Source organism: Pararhizobium sp. DWP1-1-3 (assembly GCF_049896125.1).
Lineage (GTDB): Bacteria > Pseudomonadota > Alphaproteobacteria > Rhizobiales > Rhizobiaceae > Pararhizobium.
On the sequence record NZ_JAFCTR010000005.1, the window covers coordinates 286,154 to 303,981 of the forward strand.

At 60.6% G+C, this 17,828-nt stretch carries 20 protein-coding genes; 7 read left to right on the forward strand and 13 right to left on the reverse strand.

All coding sequences use genetic code 11. The annotated features are described in order from the left end of the window. Nucleotides 1-113 precede the first annotated feature (113 nt). A complete protein-coding gene (locus ACP7BS_RS14020; RefSeq protein ID WP_426238579.1) occupies nt 114-755 on the reverse strand; it encodes a LysE family translocator in 642 nt (213 codons plus the stop codon). A gap of 119 nt (nt 756-874) precedes the next feature. Continuing rightward, nucleotides 875-1,138, reverse strand: coding sequence for a hypothetical protein (locus ACP7BS_RS14025; protein ID WP_426238580.1), 264 nt, complete (start codon nt 1,136-1,138; stop codon nt 875-877). 244 nt (nt 1,139-1,382) lie between these two features. On the opposite strand from ACP7BS_RS14025, the gene ACP7BS_RS14030 reads away from it, so the two are divergent. Together ACP7BS_RS14030 and ACP7BS_RS14035 are read left to right on the forward strand one after the other, a co-directional pair. Then, a complete protein-coding gene (locus ACP7BS_RS14030; protein ID WP_426238581.1) occupies nt 1,383-1,862 on the forward strand; it encodes a MarR family winged helix-turn-helix transcriptional regulator in 480 nt (159 codons plus the stop codon). 8 nt (nt 1,863-1,870) lie between these two features. After that, complete coding sequence (locus tag ACP7BS_RS14035; protein ID WP_426238582.1) at nt 1,871-3,076, forward strand: multidrug effflux MFS transporter; 1,206 nt, start codon at nt 1,871-1,873, stop codon at nt 3,074-3,076. A gap of 55 nt (nt 3,077-3,131) precedes the next feature. On the opposite strand, the gene ACP7BS_RS14040 is transcribed toward ACP7BS_RS14035, so the two are convergent. Further along, on the reverse strand, nt 3,132-4,349 hold the full coding sequence (locus ACP7BS_RS14040; RefSeq protein WP_426238583.1) for an argininosuccinate synthase: 1,218 nt from the start codon (nt 4,347-4,349) through the stop codon (nt 3,132-3,134). A 260-nt stretch (nt 4,350-4,609) separates the two neighbouring features. Then, a complete protein-coding gene (locus tag ACP7BS_RS14045) occupies nt 4,610-5,062 on the reverse strand; it encodes a BA14K family protein (RefSeq protein WP_426238584.1) in 453 nt (150 codons plus the stop codon). Nucleotides 5,063-5,269: 207 nt separating this feature from the next. Here ACP7BS_RS14045 and ACP7BS_RS14050 point away from each other — a divergent pair, with 207 nt between their 5' ends. Beyond that, the gene (locus ACP7BS_RS14050) at nt 5,270-5,911 is read left to right on the forward strand and encodes a LysE family translocator (RefSeq protein ID WP_426231268.1); all 642 of its coding nucleotides are present in this window, start codon (nt 5,270-5,272) and stop codon (nt 5,909-5,911) included. On the opposite strand, the gene ACP7BS_RS14055 is transcribed toward ACP7BS_RS14050, so the two are convergent. From ACP7BS_RS14055 to ACP7BS_RS14075, 5 genes are all read right to left on the reverse strand, one after another. Next, on the reverse strand, nt 5,912-6,706 hold the full coding sequence (locus ACP7BS_RS14055; RefSeq protein ID WP_426238585.1) for an ABC transporter ATP-binding protein: 795 nt from the start codon (nt 6,704-6,706) through the stop codon (nt 5,912-5,914). It abuts the gene before it with no gap. Beyond that, a complete protein-coding gene (locus ACP7BS_RS14060) occupies nt 6,703-7,581 on the reverse strand; it encodes an ABC transporter permease (RefSeq protein WP_426238586.1) in 879 nt (292 codons plus the stop codon). Before ACP7BS_RS14060 ends, ACP7BS_RS14055 begins: the two co-directional genes overlap by 4 nt. 133 nt (nt 7,582-7,714) lie before the next feature. Beyond that, nucleotides 7,715-8,668 (reverse strand): ABC transporter substrate-binding protein, encoded by a 954-nt coding sequence (locus ACP7BS_RS14065; protein WP_426238587.1) that lies wholly within the window; start codon nt 8,666-8,668, stop codon nt 7,715-7,717. Between the two features lie 93 nt (nt 8,669-8,761). Next, entirely contained in the window at nt 8,762-9,994 is a 1,233-nt protein-coding gene (gene rlmN / locus ACP7BS_RS14070) for a 23S rRNA (adenine(2503)-C(2))-methyltransferase RlmN (RefSeq protein ID WP_426238588.1), read from the reverse strand. Nucleotides 9,995-10,263: 269 nt separating this feature from the next. Next, nucleotides 10,264-10,767 carry an invasion associated locus B family protein gene (locus tag ACP7BS_RS14075; protein WP_113241799.1) on the reverse strand — a complete coding sequence of 168 codons (504 nt, stop codon included), beginning with the start codon at nt 10,765-10,767 and terminating at the stop codon, nt 10,264-10,266. A 409-nt stretch (nt 10,768-11,176) separates the two neighbouring features. Between ACP7BS_RS14075 and ACP7BS_RS14080 the strand changes: the two genes are divergently transcribed. Then, nucleotides 11,177-11,749 carry a sigma-70 family RNA polymerase sigma factor gene (locus ACP7BS_RS14080; protein WP_426238589.1) on the forward strand — a complete coding sequence of 191 codons (573 nt, stop codon included), beginning with the start codon at nt 11,177-11,179 and terminating at the stop codon, nt 11,747-11,749. A 6-nt stretch (nt 11,750-11,755) separates the two neighbouring features. Here the strand turns inward: ACP7BS_RS14080 and ACP7BS_RS14085 are convergent, their stop codons facing one another. Together ACP7BS_RS14085 and ACP7BS_RS14090 are read right to left on the reverse strand one after the other, a co-directional pair. After that, a complete protein-coding gene (locus ACP7BS_RS14085; RefSeq protein WP_426231264.1) occupies nt 11,756-12,133 on the reverse strand; it encodes a YkvA family protein in 378 nt (125 codons plus the stop codon). Between the two features lie 61 nt (nt 12,134-12,194). Then, complete coding sequence (locus tag ACP7BS_RS14090; protein WP_426231263.1) at nt 12,195-12,512, reverse strand: 4a-hydroxytetrahydrobiopterin dehydratase; 318 nt, start codon at nt 12,510-12,512, stop codon at nt 12,195-12,197. A gap of 106 nt (nt 12,513-12,618) precedes the next feature. Here ACP7BS_RS14090 and ACP7BS_RS14095 point away from each other — a divergent pair, with 106 nt between their 5' ends. Further along, nucleotides 12,619-13,080, forward strand: coding sequence for a low molecular weight protein-tyrosine-phosphatase (locus tag ACP7BS_RS14095; RefSeq protein ID WP_426238590.1), 462 nt, complete (start codon nt 12,619-12,621; stop codon nt 13,078-13,080). Here the strand turns inward: ACP7BS_RS14095 and thpR are convergent. Continuing rightward, nucleotides 13,020-13,607 (reverse strand): RNA 2',3'-cyclic phosphodiesterase, encoded by a 588-nt coding sequence (thpR, locus tag ACP7BS_RS14100; RefSeq protein ID WP_426129810.1) that lies wholly within the window; start codon nt 13,605-13,607, stop codon nt 13,020-13,022. The two genes, ACP7BS_RS14095 and thpR, sit on opposite strands and share 61 nt — an antisense overlap. A gap of 140 nt (nt 13,608-13,747) precedes the next feature. Further along, nucleotides 13,748-14,389: an arylesterase gene (locus ACP7BS_RS14105; RefSeq protein ID WP_426238591.1), complete on the reverse strand. Its 642-nt coding sequence runs from the start codon at nt 14,387-14,389 to the stop codon at nt 13,748-13,750. A gap of 72 nt (nt 14,390-14,461) precedes the next feature. On the opposite strand from ACP7BS_RS14105, the gene ACP7BS_RS14110 reads away from it, so the two are divergent. Both ACP7BS_RS14110 and ACP7BS_RS14115 read left to right on the forward strand, forming a co-directional pair. After that, entirely contained in the window at nt 14,462-15,187 is a 726-nt protein-coding gene (locus ACP7BS_RS14110) for an ABC transporter ATP-binding protein (RefSeq protein ID WP_426238592.1), read from the forward strand. After that, on the forward strand, nt 15,184-17,736 hold the full coding sequence (locus ACP7BS_RS14115; RefSeq protein ID WP_426238593.1) for an ABC transporter permease: 2,553 nt from the start codon (nt 15,184-15,186) through the stop codon (nt 17,734-17,736). The genes ACP7BS_RS14110 and ACP7BS_RS14115 overlap by 4 nt, the downstream gene beginning before the upstream one ends. Nucleotides 17,737-17,828 lie beyond the last annotated feature (92 nt).

The following is a 17,828-nucleotide window of genomic DNA, read 5'->3' on the forward strand; positions in this document are numbered from 1 at the left end:
AGGCAGTCCTTTCGCATTCCGGTATGTCCCGCTTGAAGCGGATGCTGCGTCCTGTTGTCGGCAGCGATTGTGGAAATATCAAGATTGTCAGGTGGGCGCTGTCAGGCCGCCGGTCAAGGCTTGCGCAGTCCCAAAAGTCCGGGTGCGGCATGCCAGATGGCCTGGACGGCAAAACCTAGGAACAGCACGCCGGACAGCCGCACGATCGCCAGTTCATGGCGGCGGTAAAAGCGCCGCACCACCGATGCGCCGATAATGCCGATGAGGATGATGTCGGCGACCAGGAATCCAAGGAAGGAAACTGCGAGAAGCGCCGGAAGTGCATGAAAATCGAGCGCGTTGGAGGAGCCGGCAAGGAGCGCCGTAAAGGTCGCCAGTGCGACCGGATAGCCCTTCGGGTTGGTCAGGCCGAAGATCAGGCCGCGCCGGTAGGGCCGCTCAACGGTCATCAATGGCTGGTTTTCGCCGCGCGGCTTGGCCTGCAGTGCGTTCCAGCCGATCCAGGCGAGGTAGAAGCCGCAAAGCAGGCCGAGAATATCGAAGACCGTGCTGCCGATGGTCTTCGCGCCGACGATCGCGACGAGGGCCAGTGCCGACCAGAGCAGGTCACCGGCCAGATGTCCGCCCATGAACATCGCGCCTGCCTTGCGGCCTTGTCCGGCTCCGATGCCGAGAAGAGCAAGAAACGCAGGGCCGGGGATGAGGACGTAAAGGAGGGCTGCCAGAAAGGCACCGAAAAGCAGGGTCTGCGTCATGGAATCTCCTCGCGCGTGAAAATCCATTCGATCTTGCGACGATGATTCCGTCAAGATGCAGTTGGGCGGGATGCGGGGCAGGACCAGGCGGAGTCCTGCCGCGCGCGGAACAGGAAAACTTATTTCGCTTCAGTTGCCTTCATGGCGTTGTCGAGATGCATGGAGCAGTCGTCCGTCTTGCCGTCTTTCATCGCCATCTTGGCGCTATCGACTTCCTTCATCGCCATCATCATGGAATCCTTCTTCATCGGATCGGTCATGCCCTTGGCCATTGCTTCAGTCTTCATGATCGACGCGTCATCGCAAGTCATCATGCCGGCGGCGAAGGTTGGAGCTGAAAGGCTGGCAATGATGGCTGTGGCGGCGTAAATTGTCTTGAACATGGTCTCTCTCCCAGTGAGGCGGGAGCATGATTGCTCCCGCCGCGAACTCTGCTCCCAGGTTATGAACACGTTCAATTCACGCATGCGCGATGCACGGCGTTGTCATAACGCGTGCTTTTCATTGTTACTTTCGTGATCGATTTATTACCGATTGCGTATGGTTTACCGAAAATTTTCTTGAAACTTGCCGGTCTACCTTCCGCTTGATAAGTAAAGCTTACGATTAACCCGAAGGCGAATTTCCATGCCGGTCAGATTGGAAACCGATACGATCGGCATGCTGCTGACCGATGTGTCACGGTTGCTGCGCGGCGCGTTCGATCGCCGCATCACCGCGTCGGCTCTGGGGGTGACGCCGGGAGAGGCCCGGGCCTTGATCCAGGTGGCGGCGACAGAGGGCATCAAGCAGGCCGAGATCGCCATCAAGATGGGAATCGAGCCGATGACGCTCTCCACCTATCTCGACCGTCTCGAAGGACTAGGCCTTGTCGAGCGTGTTCCCGATCCCTGCGACCGCCGGGCGAAAAATGTCGTGGTGACCGACAAGGCGGATACGTTGCTTCTCGACATTCGCACGGAGGTTCGTGACCTGATGGATCAGGTCACGCTCGGCCTCGATGCGGAGGGCCTTGAGGCGCTCAGGGAAAGCTTGAAGGGCCTGCGCGAAAATCTTCAACAACTGGATCGCTGCGCGTCCTCTGACAAGAAAAGTGTCTCCGAATGAACCTGCGGATGAGCGAACGCCGGACCAGCATGCTCGGCGCATTGCTGGCGACCCTTGGGCCGATCTCCATGTCGATCTACACGCCGGCCATGCCCGAACTGGTTCAGGCCTTCGCGACCACGGAATCGATGATCAAACTGACACTGTCGGTCTATTTCGGCGGTTTCTCGGTGGCGCAGCTGATCGCAGGTCCGATGTCGGACGCGTTCGGCCGGAGGAAGGCAACACTTGCCTTCGTCAGCATCAATCTTCTGGGCAGCCTCGTCTGCGCCTTTGCGCCCACGGTTGATTGGCTGCTGGCCGGGCGGCTGATCCAGGGGATTGGCGCTTCCGTCGGGATCACCGTGGCGCGGGCCATCGTGCGGGATCAGTTCACCGGTGCCGAGGCATCGCGGATCATGAACCTGATCGGCATCATGCTGGCCATCGGCCCGGCCATGGCGCCGACAATCGGCGGGCTGGCGCTGGCGGCCTTCGGCTGGCAGGCGATTTTCTTCGTGCTGGTCGGTTTCGGGCTGCTCGCCATTTTTGCCGTCATCGTCTTCATGCGCGAAACCACGGTGCCGGACCCGCGCCGCGCCCGGCCGGGTCCGCTTCTGTCGGCCTATGGCGAACTTATCCGCGATTCCCGCTTCGTCGCCGCTGCCATCGTGCTCGGCGGTTCGGTCGGCGCGCTCTATGCACAATCGACCATGCTGTCCTTCATCCTGATCGACAAAGTCGGCATGACACCAACCGCTTTCGGAATCGGCATGCTGATGCAGAGCGGCTGCTATTTTTCAGGCTCGGTCTGTCTCAAACTGACGGCGGCAAAACTCGGTGGCGAAGGGTCCGTCCGTGTCGGTCTTGCCCTTTGTGCCACCGGCGGGCTGATGATCGCCCTGTCCGTCCATTTCATCGCGCCGACCTATCTGTCGGTGATGCTGCCGATCGCCTTTTCCGCCTTCGGCACCGCCTTCCTGACACCCCATATGACGACGGCAGCACTACATTCCTTCCCGCACATCGCCGGTTCGGCATCGGCGATGATGGGATTCATCCAGATGGCCGGCGGCTTTCTTGGCGGTCTTGCGGCAGCGCTTCTCGGCACGCCGTTCACTGCCTTCGGCGTGATCATCCCGGTGATGCTGTTTGCCTCGGTTGCCAGCTATGTCTGGTTTCTGCGTTCGACGCGGAGACTGGTGCTGGATACCGCGAAGCCGCCGGGCGAATAAACGAAAAAGCCCGCCTCCGTGCGGAAGCGGGCTCAATCCATCGCTATCGATGTATTTACTTGTCGCGGTTGCGGGCGGCGAGCGTGCGCAGGCGCAGCGCGTTGAGCTTGATGAAGCCGGCGGCGTCCTTCTGGTCGTAGGCGCCCTGGTCGTCCTCGAAGGTGACCAGCTTGTCGGAATAGAGCGACTTGTTGCTTTGGCGGCCGGTGACCATGACATTGCCCTTGTAGAGCTTCAGCGTCACTTCGCCTTCGACATGCTCCTGGCTCTTGTCGATCAGCGCTTGCAGCATCTCGCGTTCCGGCGAGAACCAGAAGCCGTAATAGATCAGCTCGGCGTAGCGCGGCATGATGTCGTCCTTGAGGTGCGCTGCACCCCGGTCGAGCGTGATCGATTCGATGGCGCGGTGAGCAGCCAGAAGAATGGTGCCGCCCGGGGTCTCGTAGACGCCGCGCGACTTCATGCCGACGAAGCGGTTTTCGACGAGATCGAGCCGGCCGATGCCGTTGTCGCGGCCGAGCGCGTTGAGCGCGGTCAGGATCGAGGCCGGGCTCATTTCCTTGCCGTCGATCGAAACGGCGTCACCCTTGCGGAAGCCGACCTTGACGGTGGTTGCCACATCCGGTGCTTCTTCCGGCGAAATCGTGCGCATGTAGACATAGTTCGGGGCTTCGACGGCCGGATCTTCGAGAACCTTGCCCTCGGACGACGAGTGCAGCAGGTTGGCGTCGACCGAGAACGGCGCTTCGCCCATCTTGTCCTTGGCAACCGGGATCTGGTGCTGTTCGGCAAAGGCGAGCAGGTCGGTGCGGCTCTTGAACGACCAGTCGCGCCAGGGCGCAATGATCTTGATGTCGGGGTTCAGCGCATAGGCCGAGAGCTCGAAGCGAACCTGGTCGTTGCCCTTGCCGGTGGCGCCATGGGCGATGGCGTCAGCGCCGGTTTCGCGGGCGATGTCGATCAGGTGCTTGGAAATCAGCGGGCGGGCGATCGAGGTTCCGAGCAGGTAGACGCCTTCATAGACGGCATTGGCGCGGAACATCGGGAAAACAAAATCCTTGACGAATTCTTCGCGCACATCGCGGATGTAGATATCCTTGATGCCCATCATCTCGGCCTTCTTGCGGGCCGGCTCGAGCTCTTCGCCCTGGCCGAGATCGGCGGTGAAGGTGACGACTTCAGCGCCGAGTTCGGTCTGCAGCCATTTCAGGATGATCGACGTATCGAGACCGCCGGAATAGGCGAGAACGACCTTTTTCACTTGCTTTGCCATGTTTGTCTGTCCGTCTTGTCAGAGAAAACGCGGGCTTGCCCGAGAAAATGCGGGATCGCGCCCAAGAAAAATTCTGCGGCACTTTTAGCGAGATTGCCGTGCCACGCAACCCTTTCGGCCATAGAATAGCGCACTTGTCGCCTCGTTGAGGTTTGAGGCTCGGGCAATTCGGGGTCGCCTTTCGACCACAAAGCAAAAAGCCCGCCGACCTCATGGGCAGCGGGCTTGATGGCGTTATAGCGGCGTCGAACAGCTATTGCCTAGTTGCACTGGCGGCGCGGTTCGTAATTCGGCTGATATGTGTTGTCGGACGCCCGGTACGAGCGATACCGCGCATAGCAGGCCTGAGTGTGGGAGTTGCCATTGGAATAACGCGGCTGCGATGCGATTGCACCGCCGATAATCGCTCCGGCAGCTAGGCCGCCGATGATTGCAGCGGCATTGTTGTTCCGGTCGCGGCGGCGATAGTCGTCCCGGTAATAGCCACGGCGATCGTCGCGGTGGTTGCGATCCCATCTGTTATTCCGGTCACGGTCCCAGCCGTTGCCCTGGTGGTTCCTGCGAATGATCGTAGGTCCGCGATGGTCGCCCACCTCGAGGATATCGGACTGCGCGGTTTGGGTTTTCATAGGCGTGCCTGGAAAGGCATTTGCGGGGGCGAAACTGGTCAGCGCTGTTACGGCTGAAATGAAGAGGACGGCTATTTTTCTCATGAATTCTTCCTTTTGTCGTGGCGGAAACGGCGGAGGCGAACATTCGTTCCGGTTGTATGCCATCACCATTTGGTGATGCGTGTATTGGGATGTCTTTCGGCACCCGGTGGCTGGCGAAATGCCGAATTGCTTTCAGCCGCCATTTGGGACATTCAATAAGCGTGCATCGAACGAATGTGCGGCTTCACCGTCCCATAGGATTGAAAGATGGATTTCCTGCCGAGCCTGCCGACACTTCTGGCTTTCACTGCAGCGACGCTGCTTTTGGCGGCGACGCCGGGTCCTGACATGACGCTGTCGATCAGCCGGGCGCTGTCGCAGGGCAAGGCCGCTGCCTTTTTCATCGTGGTTGGAACCAGCCTTGGCTGCGTCGTGCACACGCTACTCGTCGCCTTCGGCATCTCGGCGCTGATCACCGCTTCGCCGACCGCCTTCATGATCCTGAAGACCGGCGGTGCCGCCTATCTGTTCTGGCTGGCCGTGCAGGCGATCCGCTATGGATCGACGCTGACAGTCAAGAAGGTCGATGATACCGGCGCCTCGCCGCTGGCCAACATTTCCACCGGGCTCTGGGTCAACCTGCTTAATCCGAAGGTCATCATCTTCTTCATGACCTTCCTGCCGCAGTTCGTTACTGCGAATGATCCGGCCGTGACGCAGAAGCTCTTGTTCCTCGGCTTCTTCTTCATCGTCGCGGCGATGCCGGTCAATGTTCTGGTCATCCTGACCGCCGACGGCCTATCCGGCTGGCTCCAGCGGCGCAAGAGCGTCATGCGGGGCATCGACTACACGTTTGCCGGCGTGTTCTCGATTTTTGCAGTAAAGATCCTGTTCACGCAGACGCGCTGATCAGCCGATCAACAGCGCATCGTCATCCAGTGTCTGGCCGCGAATCTTGCGGAACATTGCGATGAGGTCTTCGACCTGCAGCGTCTTGCGGCTATCGCCGGAAACGTCGAGCACGACCTCGCCGCCATGCAGCATGATGGTGCGATGACCGAAATCGAGCGCCTGCCGCATCGAGTGAGTGACCATCAGCGCCGTCAGCTTGCGCTCGGACACGATCTTCTGGGTCAGGTTCATGATGAACTCGGCCATGCCGGGATCGAGCGCTGCCGTATGCTCGTCGAGCAGCAGCACTTCCGAGCCTGCAAGCGTTGCCATCACCAGCGAGACAGCCTGCCGCTGGCCGCCCGAAAGCAGATCCATGCGGTCCCGCATGCGGTTTTCGAGGCCGAGGTTGAGTTCGGCGATGCGTTCGCGAAAATGTTCGCGGCGCTTGGGGCCAAGCGCCGGCGTCAGGCCCCGGCTTTCGCCGCGCCGCGCGGCAAGCGCCAGGTTTTCCTCGATCGACAGGGCGCCACAGCTGCCCGCCAGCGGATCCTGAAAGACGCGGGCGACGAGGCCGGCACGGGCGGCGGTGCCCTTGCGGGTGACGTCGGTGTTGCCGATGGTTACCTGGCCTGCGGTCGGGATGACATCGCCGGCGAGCACGCCGAGTACGGTGGATTTGCCGGCGCCGTTGGAGCCGATGACGGTGACGAAGGTGCCTTCCTCGATGGTCAGGCTGACGCCGTTGAGCGCCTGCTTCTGCAGCGGTGTACCCTTGCCGAAGATGACCTGGATATTGTCGAGCTTGATCATGCGGCACCTCCGCGGCGCAGGCGGGGAAGGACGAGGGCGACCGTGACGAGAGCCGCGGTGACCAGATTGAGGTCGGAGGCCTGCAGGCCGAGCATATCGGTGGAGAGCGCCAATTGGATGGCGATGCGGTAGAGGATCGAGCCGAGCACGCAGCCGATGAGCGCAATCAGGATGCCGCGCGCTCCAAGCAGGGTTTCGCCGATGATGACGGCAGCGAGACCGACGACGATTGTGCCGACGCCGGAGGTGACGTCGGCAAAGCCGTTGGTCTGAGCAAACAGCGCGCCGCCAAGCGCGACCAGCGCGTTGGACAGCGCCATGCCGAGATAGATCTGGCGGCTGGTGTCTACGCCTTGCGCCCTTGCCATGCGCGCATTGGCGCCGGTTGCCCGCATTGCCAGTCCGGCATCGCTCTCAAGGAAGCGCCAGACGGCGATCACCGCGACGACGACGAGAAGCCCAATGAACAGCGGGCGAACGTAAAAATCCCGGAGACCAAGGCCATAGAAGGGCGACAGCATCGTATCTGCATTGATCAGCGCGACATTCGGCTTGCCCATGACGCGCAGGTTGACCGAGAACAGCGCAATCATCGTCAGGATCGATGCGAGAAGATTGAGAATGCGGAAGCGGACGTTGAGGATGGCGGTGACGATACCGGCGGCGGCGCCTGCGATCATGGCGACGCCCGAGGCGATCCATGGATTGACGCCGGCGATGATCAGCACGGCGGCAACGGCAGCACCAAGCGGAAACGAGCCGTCGACGGTCAGATCCGGAAAATCGAGCACGCGGAAGGCAAGGAAGACGCCGATGGCGACGAAGGCATAGACGAGCCCAAGCTCGACTGCTCCCCAGAAGGCAATTTGGCTCACCGCTGTCGGTCCTCTCTCAACGTCGTCAAGCCCGGCCCGGTAGCCGGGACTTATTTTACAAATGAACCGCCCCCGTATGGAAGGAGGGCGGCTCAAAATCAATCAGATTGTGCAAATATAAGGCGGCTTGGTCTTATTCGATGACGCGGGTGGCGCGGCTGAGAACGCTTTCCGGGAAGGTGACGCCCATCTTGACGGCAGAGCCCTTGTTGATGACCAGATCGGTGCCGGCGGCAACCTTGACGGCGATATCGCCGGGGTTTTCACCCTTCAGGATGCGAACGACGATGTCGCCGGTCTGCTTGCCGACGTCATGATAGTTGAAACCGAGGGCAGCAACGGCGCCACGCGAGACGGAGTCCGTGTCGGCGGTGAACAGCGGCAGCTTGGCTTCAACGGCCACGGCAACAGCGCCTTCCAGCGCCGAGATGATCGTGTTGTCGGTGGGCACGTAGATAACGTCGGCGCGGCCGACCAGCGCACGGGCTGCGCCCTGGACTTCGGCCGACTTGGTGGCGGCGGATTCAACCACCGTCAGGCCAGCCTTTTCGGCTTCGGTCTTCAAGACGGCGAGCAGCGATACGGAGTTTGCCTCGCCGGAATTGTAGAGATAACCGATCGACTTCACGTTGGGCAGGATTTCCTTGATCAGCGCGACATGCTCGGCAACTGGCGACAGGTCGGAAAGACCGGTGACGTTGCCGCCCGGCTTGTCCATGTCCTTGATCAGCTGGGCGCCGAGCGGATCGGAAACAGCGGTGAAGACAATTGGAATGTCACGGGTCGAGGAGACAACGGCCTGGGCCGATGGTGTCGAGATCGGCACGATCACATTCGGGGCTTCGCCGGCGAACTGGCGGGCGATCTGGGCTGCCGTTGCGGGATTGCCTTGCGCGGATTCGTAGAGGAACTTGAGGTTCTCGCCTTCCTTGTAGCCGGCAGCGGCCAAGGTTTCCTTGACACCGTCACGCACGGCATCGAGCGCCGGATGTTCAACGATTGCGGTGACCGCAACCGTGACATCTTCCGCCCGGGCGGGCAGGGTGAGGGCGACGGTTGCCGCAAGAGCAATAAGAACTGAACGCATGAGTGTCCTCCAAGACTGATTTTTAGGCAGTCTTAGGAAGGCTCGACACGTAAATCAATCCAATTGCAGACCAGCATCCATCAAATTTGCTGATCAATCCTCGCCATGATTGGCAATCATCATCGCTTCGAATGCCATGCGATCGACCTTGCGCATGCGCTCGGAGTCCGATTTCAGCTGGCCGCAGGCGGCGAGGATGTCGCGGCCGCGCGGGGTGCGGATCGGCGAAGCATAGCCGGCCGCATTGATGAAATCGGCGAACTTCTCGATCTCTTCCCATTTCGAACACTGGTAGTTCGTGCCCGGCCAGGGGTTGAACGGGATCAGGTTGATCTTGGCGGGAATGCCCTTCAACAGGCGCACCAGTTCCTTGGCGTCTTCCAGCGTGTCGTTGACACCTTCGAGCATCACGTATTCGAAGGTGATGCGACGGGCATTCGACAGGCCGGGATAGTTGCGGCAGGCGTCGAGCAGGTCCTTCAGCGGATACTTTTTATTGATCGGCACCAGCATGTCGCGCAGATCGTCCTTCACCGCATGCAGCGAGATCGCCAGCATGACGCCGATTTCCTCGCCGGTGCGGAAGATTTCCGGAACGATGCCGGAGGTCGACAGCGTGACGCGGCGCTTCGACAGCGACAGGCCGTCGCCGTCGGTTGCGATCAGCAGCGCCGTCTTGACGTTCTCGAAATTGTAGAGCGGCTCGCCCATGCCCATCATCACCATGTTGGTGACCTTGCGGCCCTCATTGGGGACGACGGTGCCGGCCGGCGTGTCGCGGTCCGGGAAGTCGCCGAGACGATCGCGGGCAAGCAGCAGCTGCGAGAGAATTTCCTCGGCCGTCAGGTTCCGCACCAGCTTCTGCGTGCCGGTATGACAGAAGGAACAGGTGAGCGTGCAGCCGACCTGGCTGGAAACGCAGAGCGTGCCGCGGCCTTCTTCGGGAATATAGACGGTTTCGATTTCGACGGGACGGCCGGCACCGCGCGGTGGGAAGCGCAGCAGCCACTTGCGGGTGCCGTCGGTGGAGATCTGTTCTTCAACGATTTCCGGCCGGGCGATGGTGAAATGCGTCTTCAGCAGTTCGCGCATGTCCTTCGACACATTGGTCATGTGGTCGAAATCGGAAACGCCGCGCACATAGAGCCAGTTCCAGAGCTGGCTGGAGCGCATCTTGACCTGCTTTGCCGGAACGCCGACTTCGGCCAGCGCCTTGCCCATGTCTTCGCGCGAAAGGCCGATCAGCGTCGGCTTTTCTGCCATCATGGCTGGGCGGACGGGCGCCTTGACGGGGCGGTCCAGATCGAGTGCTTCAGTCGCGGCCATTCTCGCCATTTCCCATGTTTGCGATACGCAAGGTCCGTTCAAGCGCTTTTGCCTGCAGCCGGTCGCGTAAATGCTGAGATCAGAGTTCGTTTGCCGCGCATCGGGAACGTCAAAGATCCGCGCAGCTATCGTTGAGCGGGCCTTTAGCACGGTTTTCGCCCGGCGTCACCCTCCGGTGCTTCAGGGCAGATCTGCAAAAAGACGAAGGCCTTAACGCCGAAAGGCCGGATGAACCGGCCTTTCGAAACAGGATTGAGGTCGTGTTCTGCTTACTTGCAGTTTTCGATCTGCTTCAGCGCAGCCGAAATGCCCGAGAGCGAATAGGAATAGGCCGTCGGCGTGCCCTTGCGCGACTTGGCGGCAACCGACATGGCCTTGCCGGTCTTCATCGCAGCTACGAGTGCCGGCTCTTCAGCGGCGTTCTCAACCCAGGCCGAGTTGCCCTTGGTGAACATCGTGAAGTTCTTGGCATCGATGGTGACGACGACCTTCGAGCTTTCCTGAAGCGGATAGCCCATCATCGCCTGCGGTTCATAGGAGATGTTCTGGCCGGGGCGCTGCGACACGAGGAAAAAGACATCGCCGTGATCGACATTGGCCGGGCTCTTGTCCTTCGGAACGGAGAGCACATAGCAGACCTTGCCGGCGCCGGCCTGATAGGAATAGGCGCCCCAGGCATTGAACTGCTGAATGCGGGTCGGCGACTGGGCCGAAGCAACGCCGGCAAATGCCAGCACGAGTGCGATTGCGAGGTTGAGCTTTCTTACAAACATCTTGTCCTGCCGGTTTCTTGCTGCCAAAGCCCGATCAGCATCAGCCGGGCAACGCATGGTCATGATTTCATTGATTTTGACTTAATTCAGGTTACCAAACCGTCAACATTCCCCGAATTCGCTACCTTTCCGCTTTAATACGGAACAAAGTACGAAGCAAACTTGGCTCAAGTTTCAGGTTGGCGGTAAAGCGGCCGAATGAAACAAGCGTGGGAACGGTGCCGGCGGGATATTGCCGAATTCCGTCTGCCCTGCACGTTTGGCTTGCCAGGCCACCGCCCGATCAGCCGACGCGTGCCCGGCGCCGTTTTATGTCACAAAGAATCAGGCAAGAGTTTGACCTTTGACAAAAGCGCTGTACCTGTTGTGAAATACTGCGAAAATCAGGCCGGAGGCGATCAAAAGCGGAATGAATGTTGAAGTCAGACAGCATTTCGCCGCCCTTGCCGTGGCCGTCGCACGCAATCGTGACCAGGCCGCTTTTTCGGAGCTCTTCGACTTTTTTGCCCCCCGGCTCAAATCTTTCCTAATGCGGCAGAATGCCAGCGTTGCGGAAGCGGAGGAGGTCGTGCAGGAGGTGATGGTCATCCTTTGGCAGAAGGCCCACCTTTACGACCCGAAAAAATCCTCGCTTTCCACCTGGCTTTTCCGCATCGCCCGCAATCGCCGCATCGATGCAGCCCGCAGGCAGCGTAACGGGACGCTTGACGTGCACGAACCGCTTCTCCTGCCTGCAGCACCGCCAGCGCCGGATGATTTAATCGAAAGTGCAGATCGCGAACAGATCGTCCGGATTGCGCTGACACAACTGCCTGCCGAACAGGTCACCCTGATCCAGATGGCGTTTTTCTTCGGTCAATCGCACTCGGAGATTTCCGCAGCCACCGGCCTGCCGCTTGGAACCGTCAAGTCCCGTATCCGCCTCGCCTTCGGCAAGTTGCGAACGCTGCTCGAAGCAGGCGGTGTGGACAGTGCGTATTGATGTTCATCAGTCTGGGAGCTTGTCGCGCAAGGTCTCGTCCGCCTTGAGATAGTGCATTTCCTTGATCTGACCGCTGATGGCGGCAAAGGCGGCGGTCAAAACGGCGATGTCGTCGGAAAAGCCGACCATGGCCAGGACGTCGGGGATGAAATCGAACGGCATGACGAAATAGGCGAGCGCACCGAGCAGGATACCGCGCGTGCGCAGCGGCGTCGCCGGGTCCATGGCGCAGTAATAGGCGGCAACGACGTCGCGGCTGAACGGCACTTGCCGCATTGCCCGTTTCAGGGTTGGCCAGAAACGGCGCCGCACCTTGCGGGCCTTTGCCTCCTGCTCGCTTTCCTCGCCAGGCAGCAAAATCTCGCCGATCTTGATGTCATCCATCTTGTTTGTCCCATCCGTCATGGAAAATCATATGGTGAGCAAAGCCGGGATTTCAAATGCCCTATTTAAGGTGGTCGGGCATCCGGCCCGCCGCTGCCCTGTCCATCTTGGCCGCAAGCTTGAAGTCGAGTTCGGTCAATCCTTGCGAATCGTGCGTGGTGAGCGTCACGTCCACCTTGTTGTAGACATTGAACCATTCCGGATGATGGTTGAGCTTTTCGGCCGAGATCGCGCTTTCCGTCATGAAGCCGAAGGCTTCGACGAAGGTCTTGAAACGGAAGGCTTTCCAGATCGACAGCCCATCTTCGGCAAGTACCCATCCCTCCATCTTCGAAAGGTTGTCGGCAACGGCTTCCTTGGCGAGCTTTTCCTGTTTCATGGCACAATCCCCTCCAGTTTTTTTGACAGCGGCAACCGGTATTTCCAGTTTCACAACGCGGCACCCGGAGATAGGTTCAACCTTTTCTCGGGCCCTGTTGGATAGCATGAAACCTGCCAGAATTCTGTTTGTCTGTCTCGGCAATATCTGCCGCTCTCCCTTGGCCGAGGGAATTCTACGGCATGTCGCAGGGGATGGTTTGGTGGATGTGGATTCGGCCGGTACCGGTGGCTGGCATATCGGCGATCCGCCGGATCGGCGCTCGATCGCGGTTGCACGCAAACATGGGATCGATATTGCCGGTCAGCGCTGCCGCAAGGTCAAACCCGGTGATTTCGAAGCTTTCGATCTGATTTTTGCGATGGACCGAAGCAATCTGGCTCATCTGCGCGCGCTGGCTCCGCCCGAGGCACAGCACAAGCTGCACCTGTTTCTCGACTATATGCTAGGAACCTCCCGCGATGTTCCCGACCCCTATTATGAGGGGCCGGAGGGCTTCGAGACCGTCTACAACATGCTCTTTGAGGGATGCACGTCGCTCACCGGCAGGCTCGACGAGCGCTCGTAGAGCGGGAAGACTTCTTCGGTGACATAAGGGCCGCCGCCAACCGAATCGCGCGACGACAGAAGCACGAAGCGGGAGACGGTGAAGGGGTTGGTATAGAAGCCGCCGCGGCCGGAGAGGTAGCTGACCACATCCTCGACCCGCGACGACCGCAACCGGCCAAGCGTTACATGCGGGGTGAATTTGCGCGGGTCGGCGGGCAGGCCGAGCCTTTGGCATATCCGCTCGATTTCGGCCTGGAGGGCATAGAGTTCCGGCGGATTGCTGACACCCGCCCAGACCGAATGCGGTTTCTTCGAGCCGAAGGCGCCGGTGCCGGTCAATTGCAGCTGGAATTCCGGGCGTTCGATGCGGTCCAGCCGGTCGACGATCTCGTCGGCAGTGCGGTTTTCGACGTCACCGATGAAGCGAAGAGTGATGTGGTAATTCTCCACATCGATCCAACGGGCACCGGGAAGACCACCACGCAACAATGAGAGGCTCATTGCGGCATTACGCGGTATCTCGAGGGCGGTGAAAAGTCTCGGCATAACGAGCTCCCCGAATCTCTTGAAGATAACCCAGCGAATCATGCTTGCCTGCTGGAAGCAATTATAATTTCGCACCTGCAATATTTATCCAACGCGATTAACAGACGCTGAACAAGCAAATAGTTCTGGATTGGTTAGTGTCAGCCTCCTGTCGAGAGCGATTGAAGGAAACGTTCGGCGGATGGCAGGAAGCGTTCGACCATGACGCCGATGCCATCGCCGTTGGGATGCATGCGGTCCTCGATCTTCAGCTTGGCATCTTCGACTACTCCGTCGAGGAAGAACGGATAGAGTTCAAGGCCGTTGGCCTTGGCAAGTTCCGGATAGATCGGATTGAACCGCGCGGCATAATCGGCACCCATGTTCGGCGGGGCCATCATGCCGACCAGAAGCACGGCAATGCCGCGGGACTTGAGCTTCTCGATCATGGCGACCAGGTTCTTTCGGCTTTCCTCGGGCGCGATGCCGCGCAGGGCATCGTTGGCGCCAAGTTCGAGAATGACGCCTTTGGTGCCATCCGGAACCGACCAGTCGATCCGCGCCAGACCGCCTGATGTCGTGTCGCCGGAGACGCCGGCATTGCTGATCGTCACGTCGTGGCCCTTCTCGCGCAGGGCTTTTTCGAGCCGGGCCGGGAAGGCATCCGCGGCCGGCAGCTGGTAGCCGGCCATCAAGCTATCGCCGAAGCCGACGAGGCTAACCGGCTCAGCGCGGCTGATTGCCGGCGTGATCACAATTGCCGTGATCGCCAACAAAAATGTACAGAAACCTTTTATTCGCATGACCGTGCCCTTAAATCGGTAAAAGTCAGCCGTTCCGGCAACCTTCATATTGTACATATAGGACAGTTTCCCTTGGCAAAAACCATGATCGACCTGAAAAATGCGGATCTGACCCTCGGCCAGGCCGCTGCGTCCGTTCATGTTCTCAAGGGTATGAATCTGTTGATTGATGCGGGTGAATCCGTTGGCATCGTCGGTCCTTCCGGATCCGGCAAGTCGACCTTGCTGATGGTTCTTGCGGGTCTCGAACGCCTCGACGGCGGCGAGATCGTCATCGACGGCACGCCACTGCACGGCTTGAGCGAAGACCGGGTGGCGGAATTCCGTGGCCGCAATATCGGCATCGTCTTCCAGTCCTTTCATCTCATCCCCAACATGACGGCGCTGGAAAACGTCGCCGTGCCGCTTGAGCTTGCCAATGTCCGCGACGCCTTCGAGATCGCCCGGCAGGAGCTGATCTCCGTCGGCCTCGGTGAACGGCTGTCGCATTATCCCGGACAACTGTCGGGTGGCGAGCAGCAGCGCGTTGCCATTGCCCGGGCGCTGGCGCCATCGCCAAAACTTCTGATCGCCGACGAGCCGACTGGCAATCTCGATGCCGAAACCGGCAAGCAGGTTGCAGATCTGATCTTCTCCAAGCAGGCCGAGCGCGACATGACGCTGGTTCTGGTCACCCATGACACGTCGCTTGCTGCCCGCTGCTCGCGCCAGGTGCGGGTCCGTTCCGGCGAGATCGTCTCCGGCTCCGGTCATGAACCATCGGTTTCCGCTTCGCTATCCAAGGTCGCGTCCGCATGAGGGCCGCTGCTTTCGGCGGTTTCCGTCTTGGACTGGCCTTCCGCCTGGCATTGCGCGAAATGCGCGGCGGTCTGCGGGGGTTCTACATTTTTCTCGCCTGCGTAGCGCTCGGAACGGCGGCGATCGCCGGGGTCAACTCGCTGTCGCAGTCGATCACCGGCTCGATCGCCAGCCAGGGGCGCGAGCTTCTCGCCGGTGACATCCGCTTCGAGCTCAACAACCGCGTCGCAACCGACGAGGAAAAAGTGTTCATCGACAGCCTTGGCATGGTCTCTGTCTCGTCCGGTCTCCGCTCGATGGCGCGGCTTCCGGATGGCTCCAACCAGGCGCTGGTCGAGCTGAAAGCCGTTGATGGCGCCTATCCGCTCTACGGTACGTTCGATAGCGAACCGGTGGCACCGCTTGGCGATATGATCGCTGAAGACAATGGCGTTTACGAAGCGCTTGCCGCGCCACTTTTGCTTGAGCGTCTCGGCATCAAGACCGGCGATGAAATCCTGCTCGGGACCGCGCGCGTCCGCGTCGCCGGCACGATTGTGCGCGAACCGGACGCCCTGTCGGACGGTTTCGGGTTTGCGCCCCGCCTGCTGATCTCGAAACAGGCGCTCGACGCTTCCGGTCTCGTGCAGACGGGAAGCCTGGTCGAGCATACCTACAAGGTGAAGGTCGCCGATAGCTCCAGCGTGCCGGCCTTGCGCAGGCAGGCGGAGGAAAAGTTTCCGCAGGCCGGATGGTCGGTGCGCACCAGCCAGAACGCCGCTCCGGCACTGACGGCGAATATTACCCGCTTTTCGCAGTTCCTCACCCTGGTCGGGCTGACGGCGCTGATCGTCGGCGGTGTCGGTGTGGCCAACGCCGTGCGCTCCTATCTCGACTCCAAACGCGGCGTCATCGCCACGTTCAAATGCGTCGGCGCCCCGGCCTCGATGGTCACCACCATCTATCTCATCCAGATCCTGCTGATTGCCTTTATCGGCATCGGCATCGGGCTTGTGCTCGGCGCGCTCATCCCGTTCATTGCAGCGCAATTCCTTGCGGGTGTCTTGCCGGTATCGACGGCGTTCCAGCTCTACCCGGGCGCACTCGGCCTTGCCGCCGTGTTCGGCCTTTTGACCTCGCTCGCCTTTGCCATCCTGCCGCTCGGTCATGCCCGCGAAGTGCCGGCAACCGCGCTGTTTCGTGAACAGGGGTTCGAGCGGGCGCGTCTGCCGTCCTGGCCTTATCTTGTGGCCGCTGCCCTTTGCCTCGGTGCTCTCGCAGGCCTTGCGATCCTCACGGCCTATGACCGGACGATTTCGCTGACATTCCTCGGAGCCATCGCATTTTCCTTCGTCGTGCTGCGCGGTGTCGCCATTCTGGTCGCCATGCTTGCCCGCCGGGCGCCGCGCGTCAATTCGCCGGCACTCAGGCTTGCCATCGGCAATATTCATCGCCCCGGCGCGCTGACGCCCTCGGTGGTCCTGTCGCTCGGGCTTGGCCTGGCGCTTCTGGTGACGCTGGCGCTGATCGACGGCAACCTGCGCCGCGAATTGACCGGCAACCTGCCGGAGCGGGCGCCGAACTTCTTCTTCGTCGATATCCAGAGCGCCGAGGTCGAGGGGTTCCGCTCCCTGCTGCAGACAAGCCTGCCGGAGGGCAAGGTCATCGAAGTGCCGATGCTGCGCGGCCGTATCCTCGCCTTCAACGGCCAGGACGTCACCAAGATGAACGTTCCCGCTGCCGGTCAATGGGTCCTGCGCGGCGACCGGGGCATCACCTATGCCAAGAACAAGCCCGAAAATTCGACATTGACCGAGGGCGACTGGTGGGCACCGGATTATACCGGCGAGCCGCTGGTGTCGTTTTCGTCGGAAGAGGCGGGTGAACTCGGCCTGAAGATCGGTGATACCGTCACCGTCAATGTACTCGGCCGCAATCTCACCGCCCGGATCGCCAACTTCCGCAAGGTCGAGTGGGAATCCCTGTCGATCAATTTCGTGATGGTGTTCTCGCCCAACACCTTTGCCGGTGCGCCGCATGCCTGGCTGGCCACCGTGATCGATCCGGGTGCGACGGCGCAGGAGGAGGCAGCCACGCTCAAGGCCGTCACCAATGCTTACCCGACGATCACCAGTGTCCGGGTCAAGGACGCGCTTGATATCATCAACGTGCTGGTCGGCCAGTTGGCAACGGCCATCCGTGCCGCCGCTGCCGTGGCGCTGGTTGCATCGATCCTGGTGCTGGCCGGGGCGCTTGCGGCCGGCAACCGGGCACGCACCCATGATGCCGTCGTCTTGAAAACACTGGGCGCTACACGCTCGACGCTGATCCGCGCCTTCTGCTACGAATATGCCATCCTCGGGCTATCGACGGCGATCTTCGCGCTCTTTGCCGGCGGGGTCGCTGCATGGTTCGTGGTCAGCAAAATCATGAGCTTGCCGTCCTCCTTCCTGCCGGACGTGGCCCTGATCACCATGGCTGTCGCTCTCGTCGTCACGGTCGGTTTCGGCCTGGCCGGCACCTGGCGGGTGCTCGGGCAGAAGGCTGCACCCGTCCTGCGCGAGCTCTAAGCGCCCAGTTAACCGTTAACGCTAACCCCCGAATGCCTGAGAATCCGCTTTTCGGCTGATTCTCAGGGCTGCCGGTCTTGTGTAAGTCATAT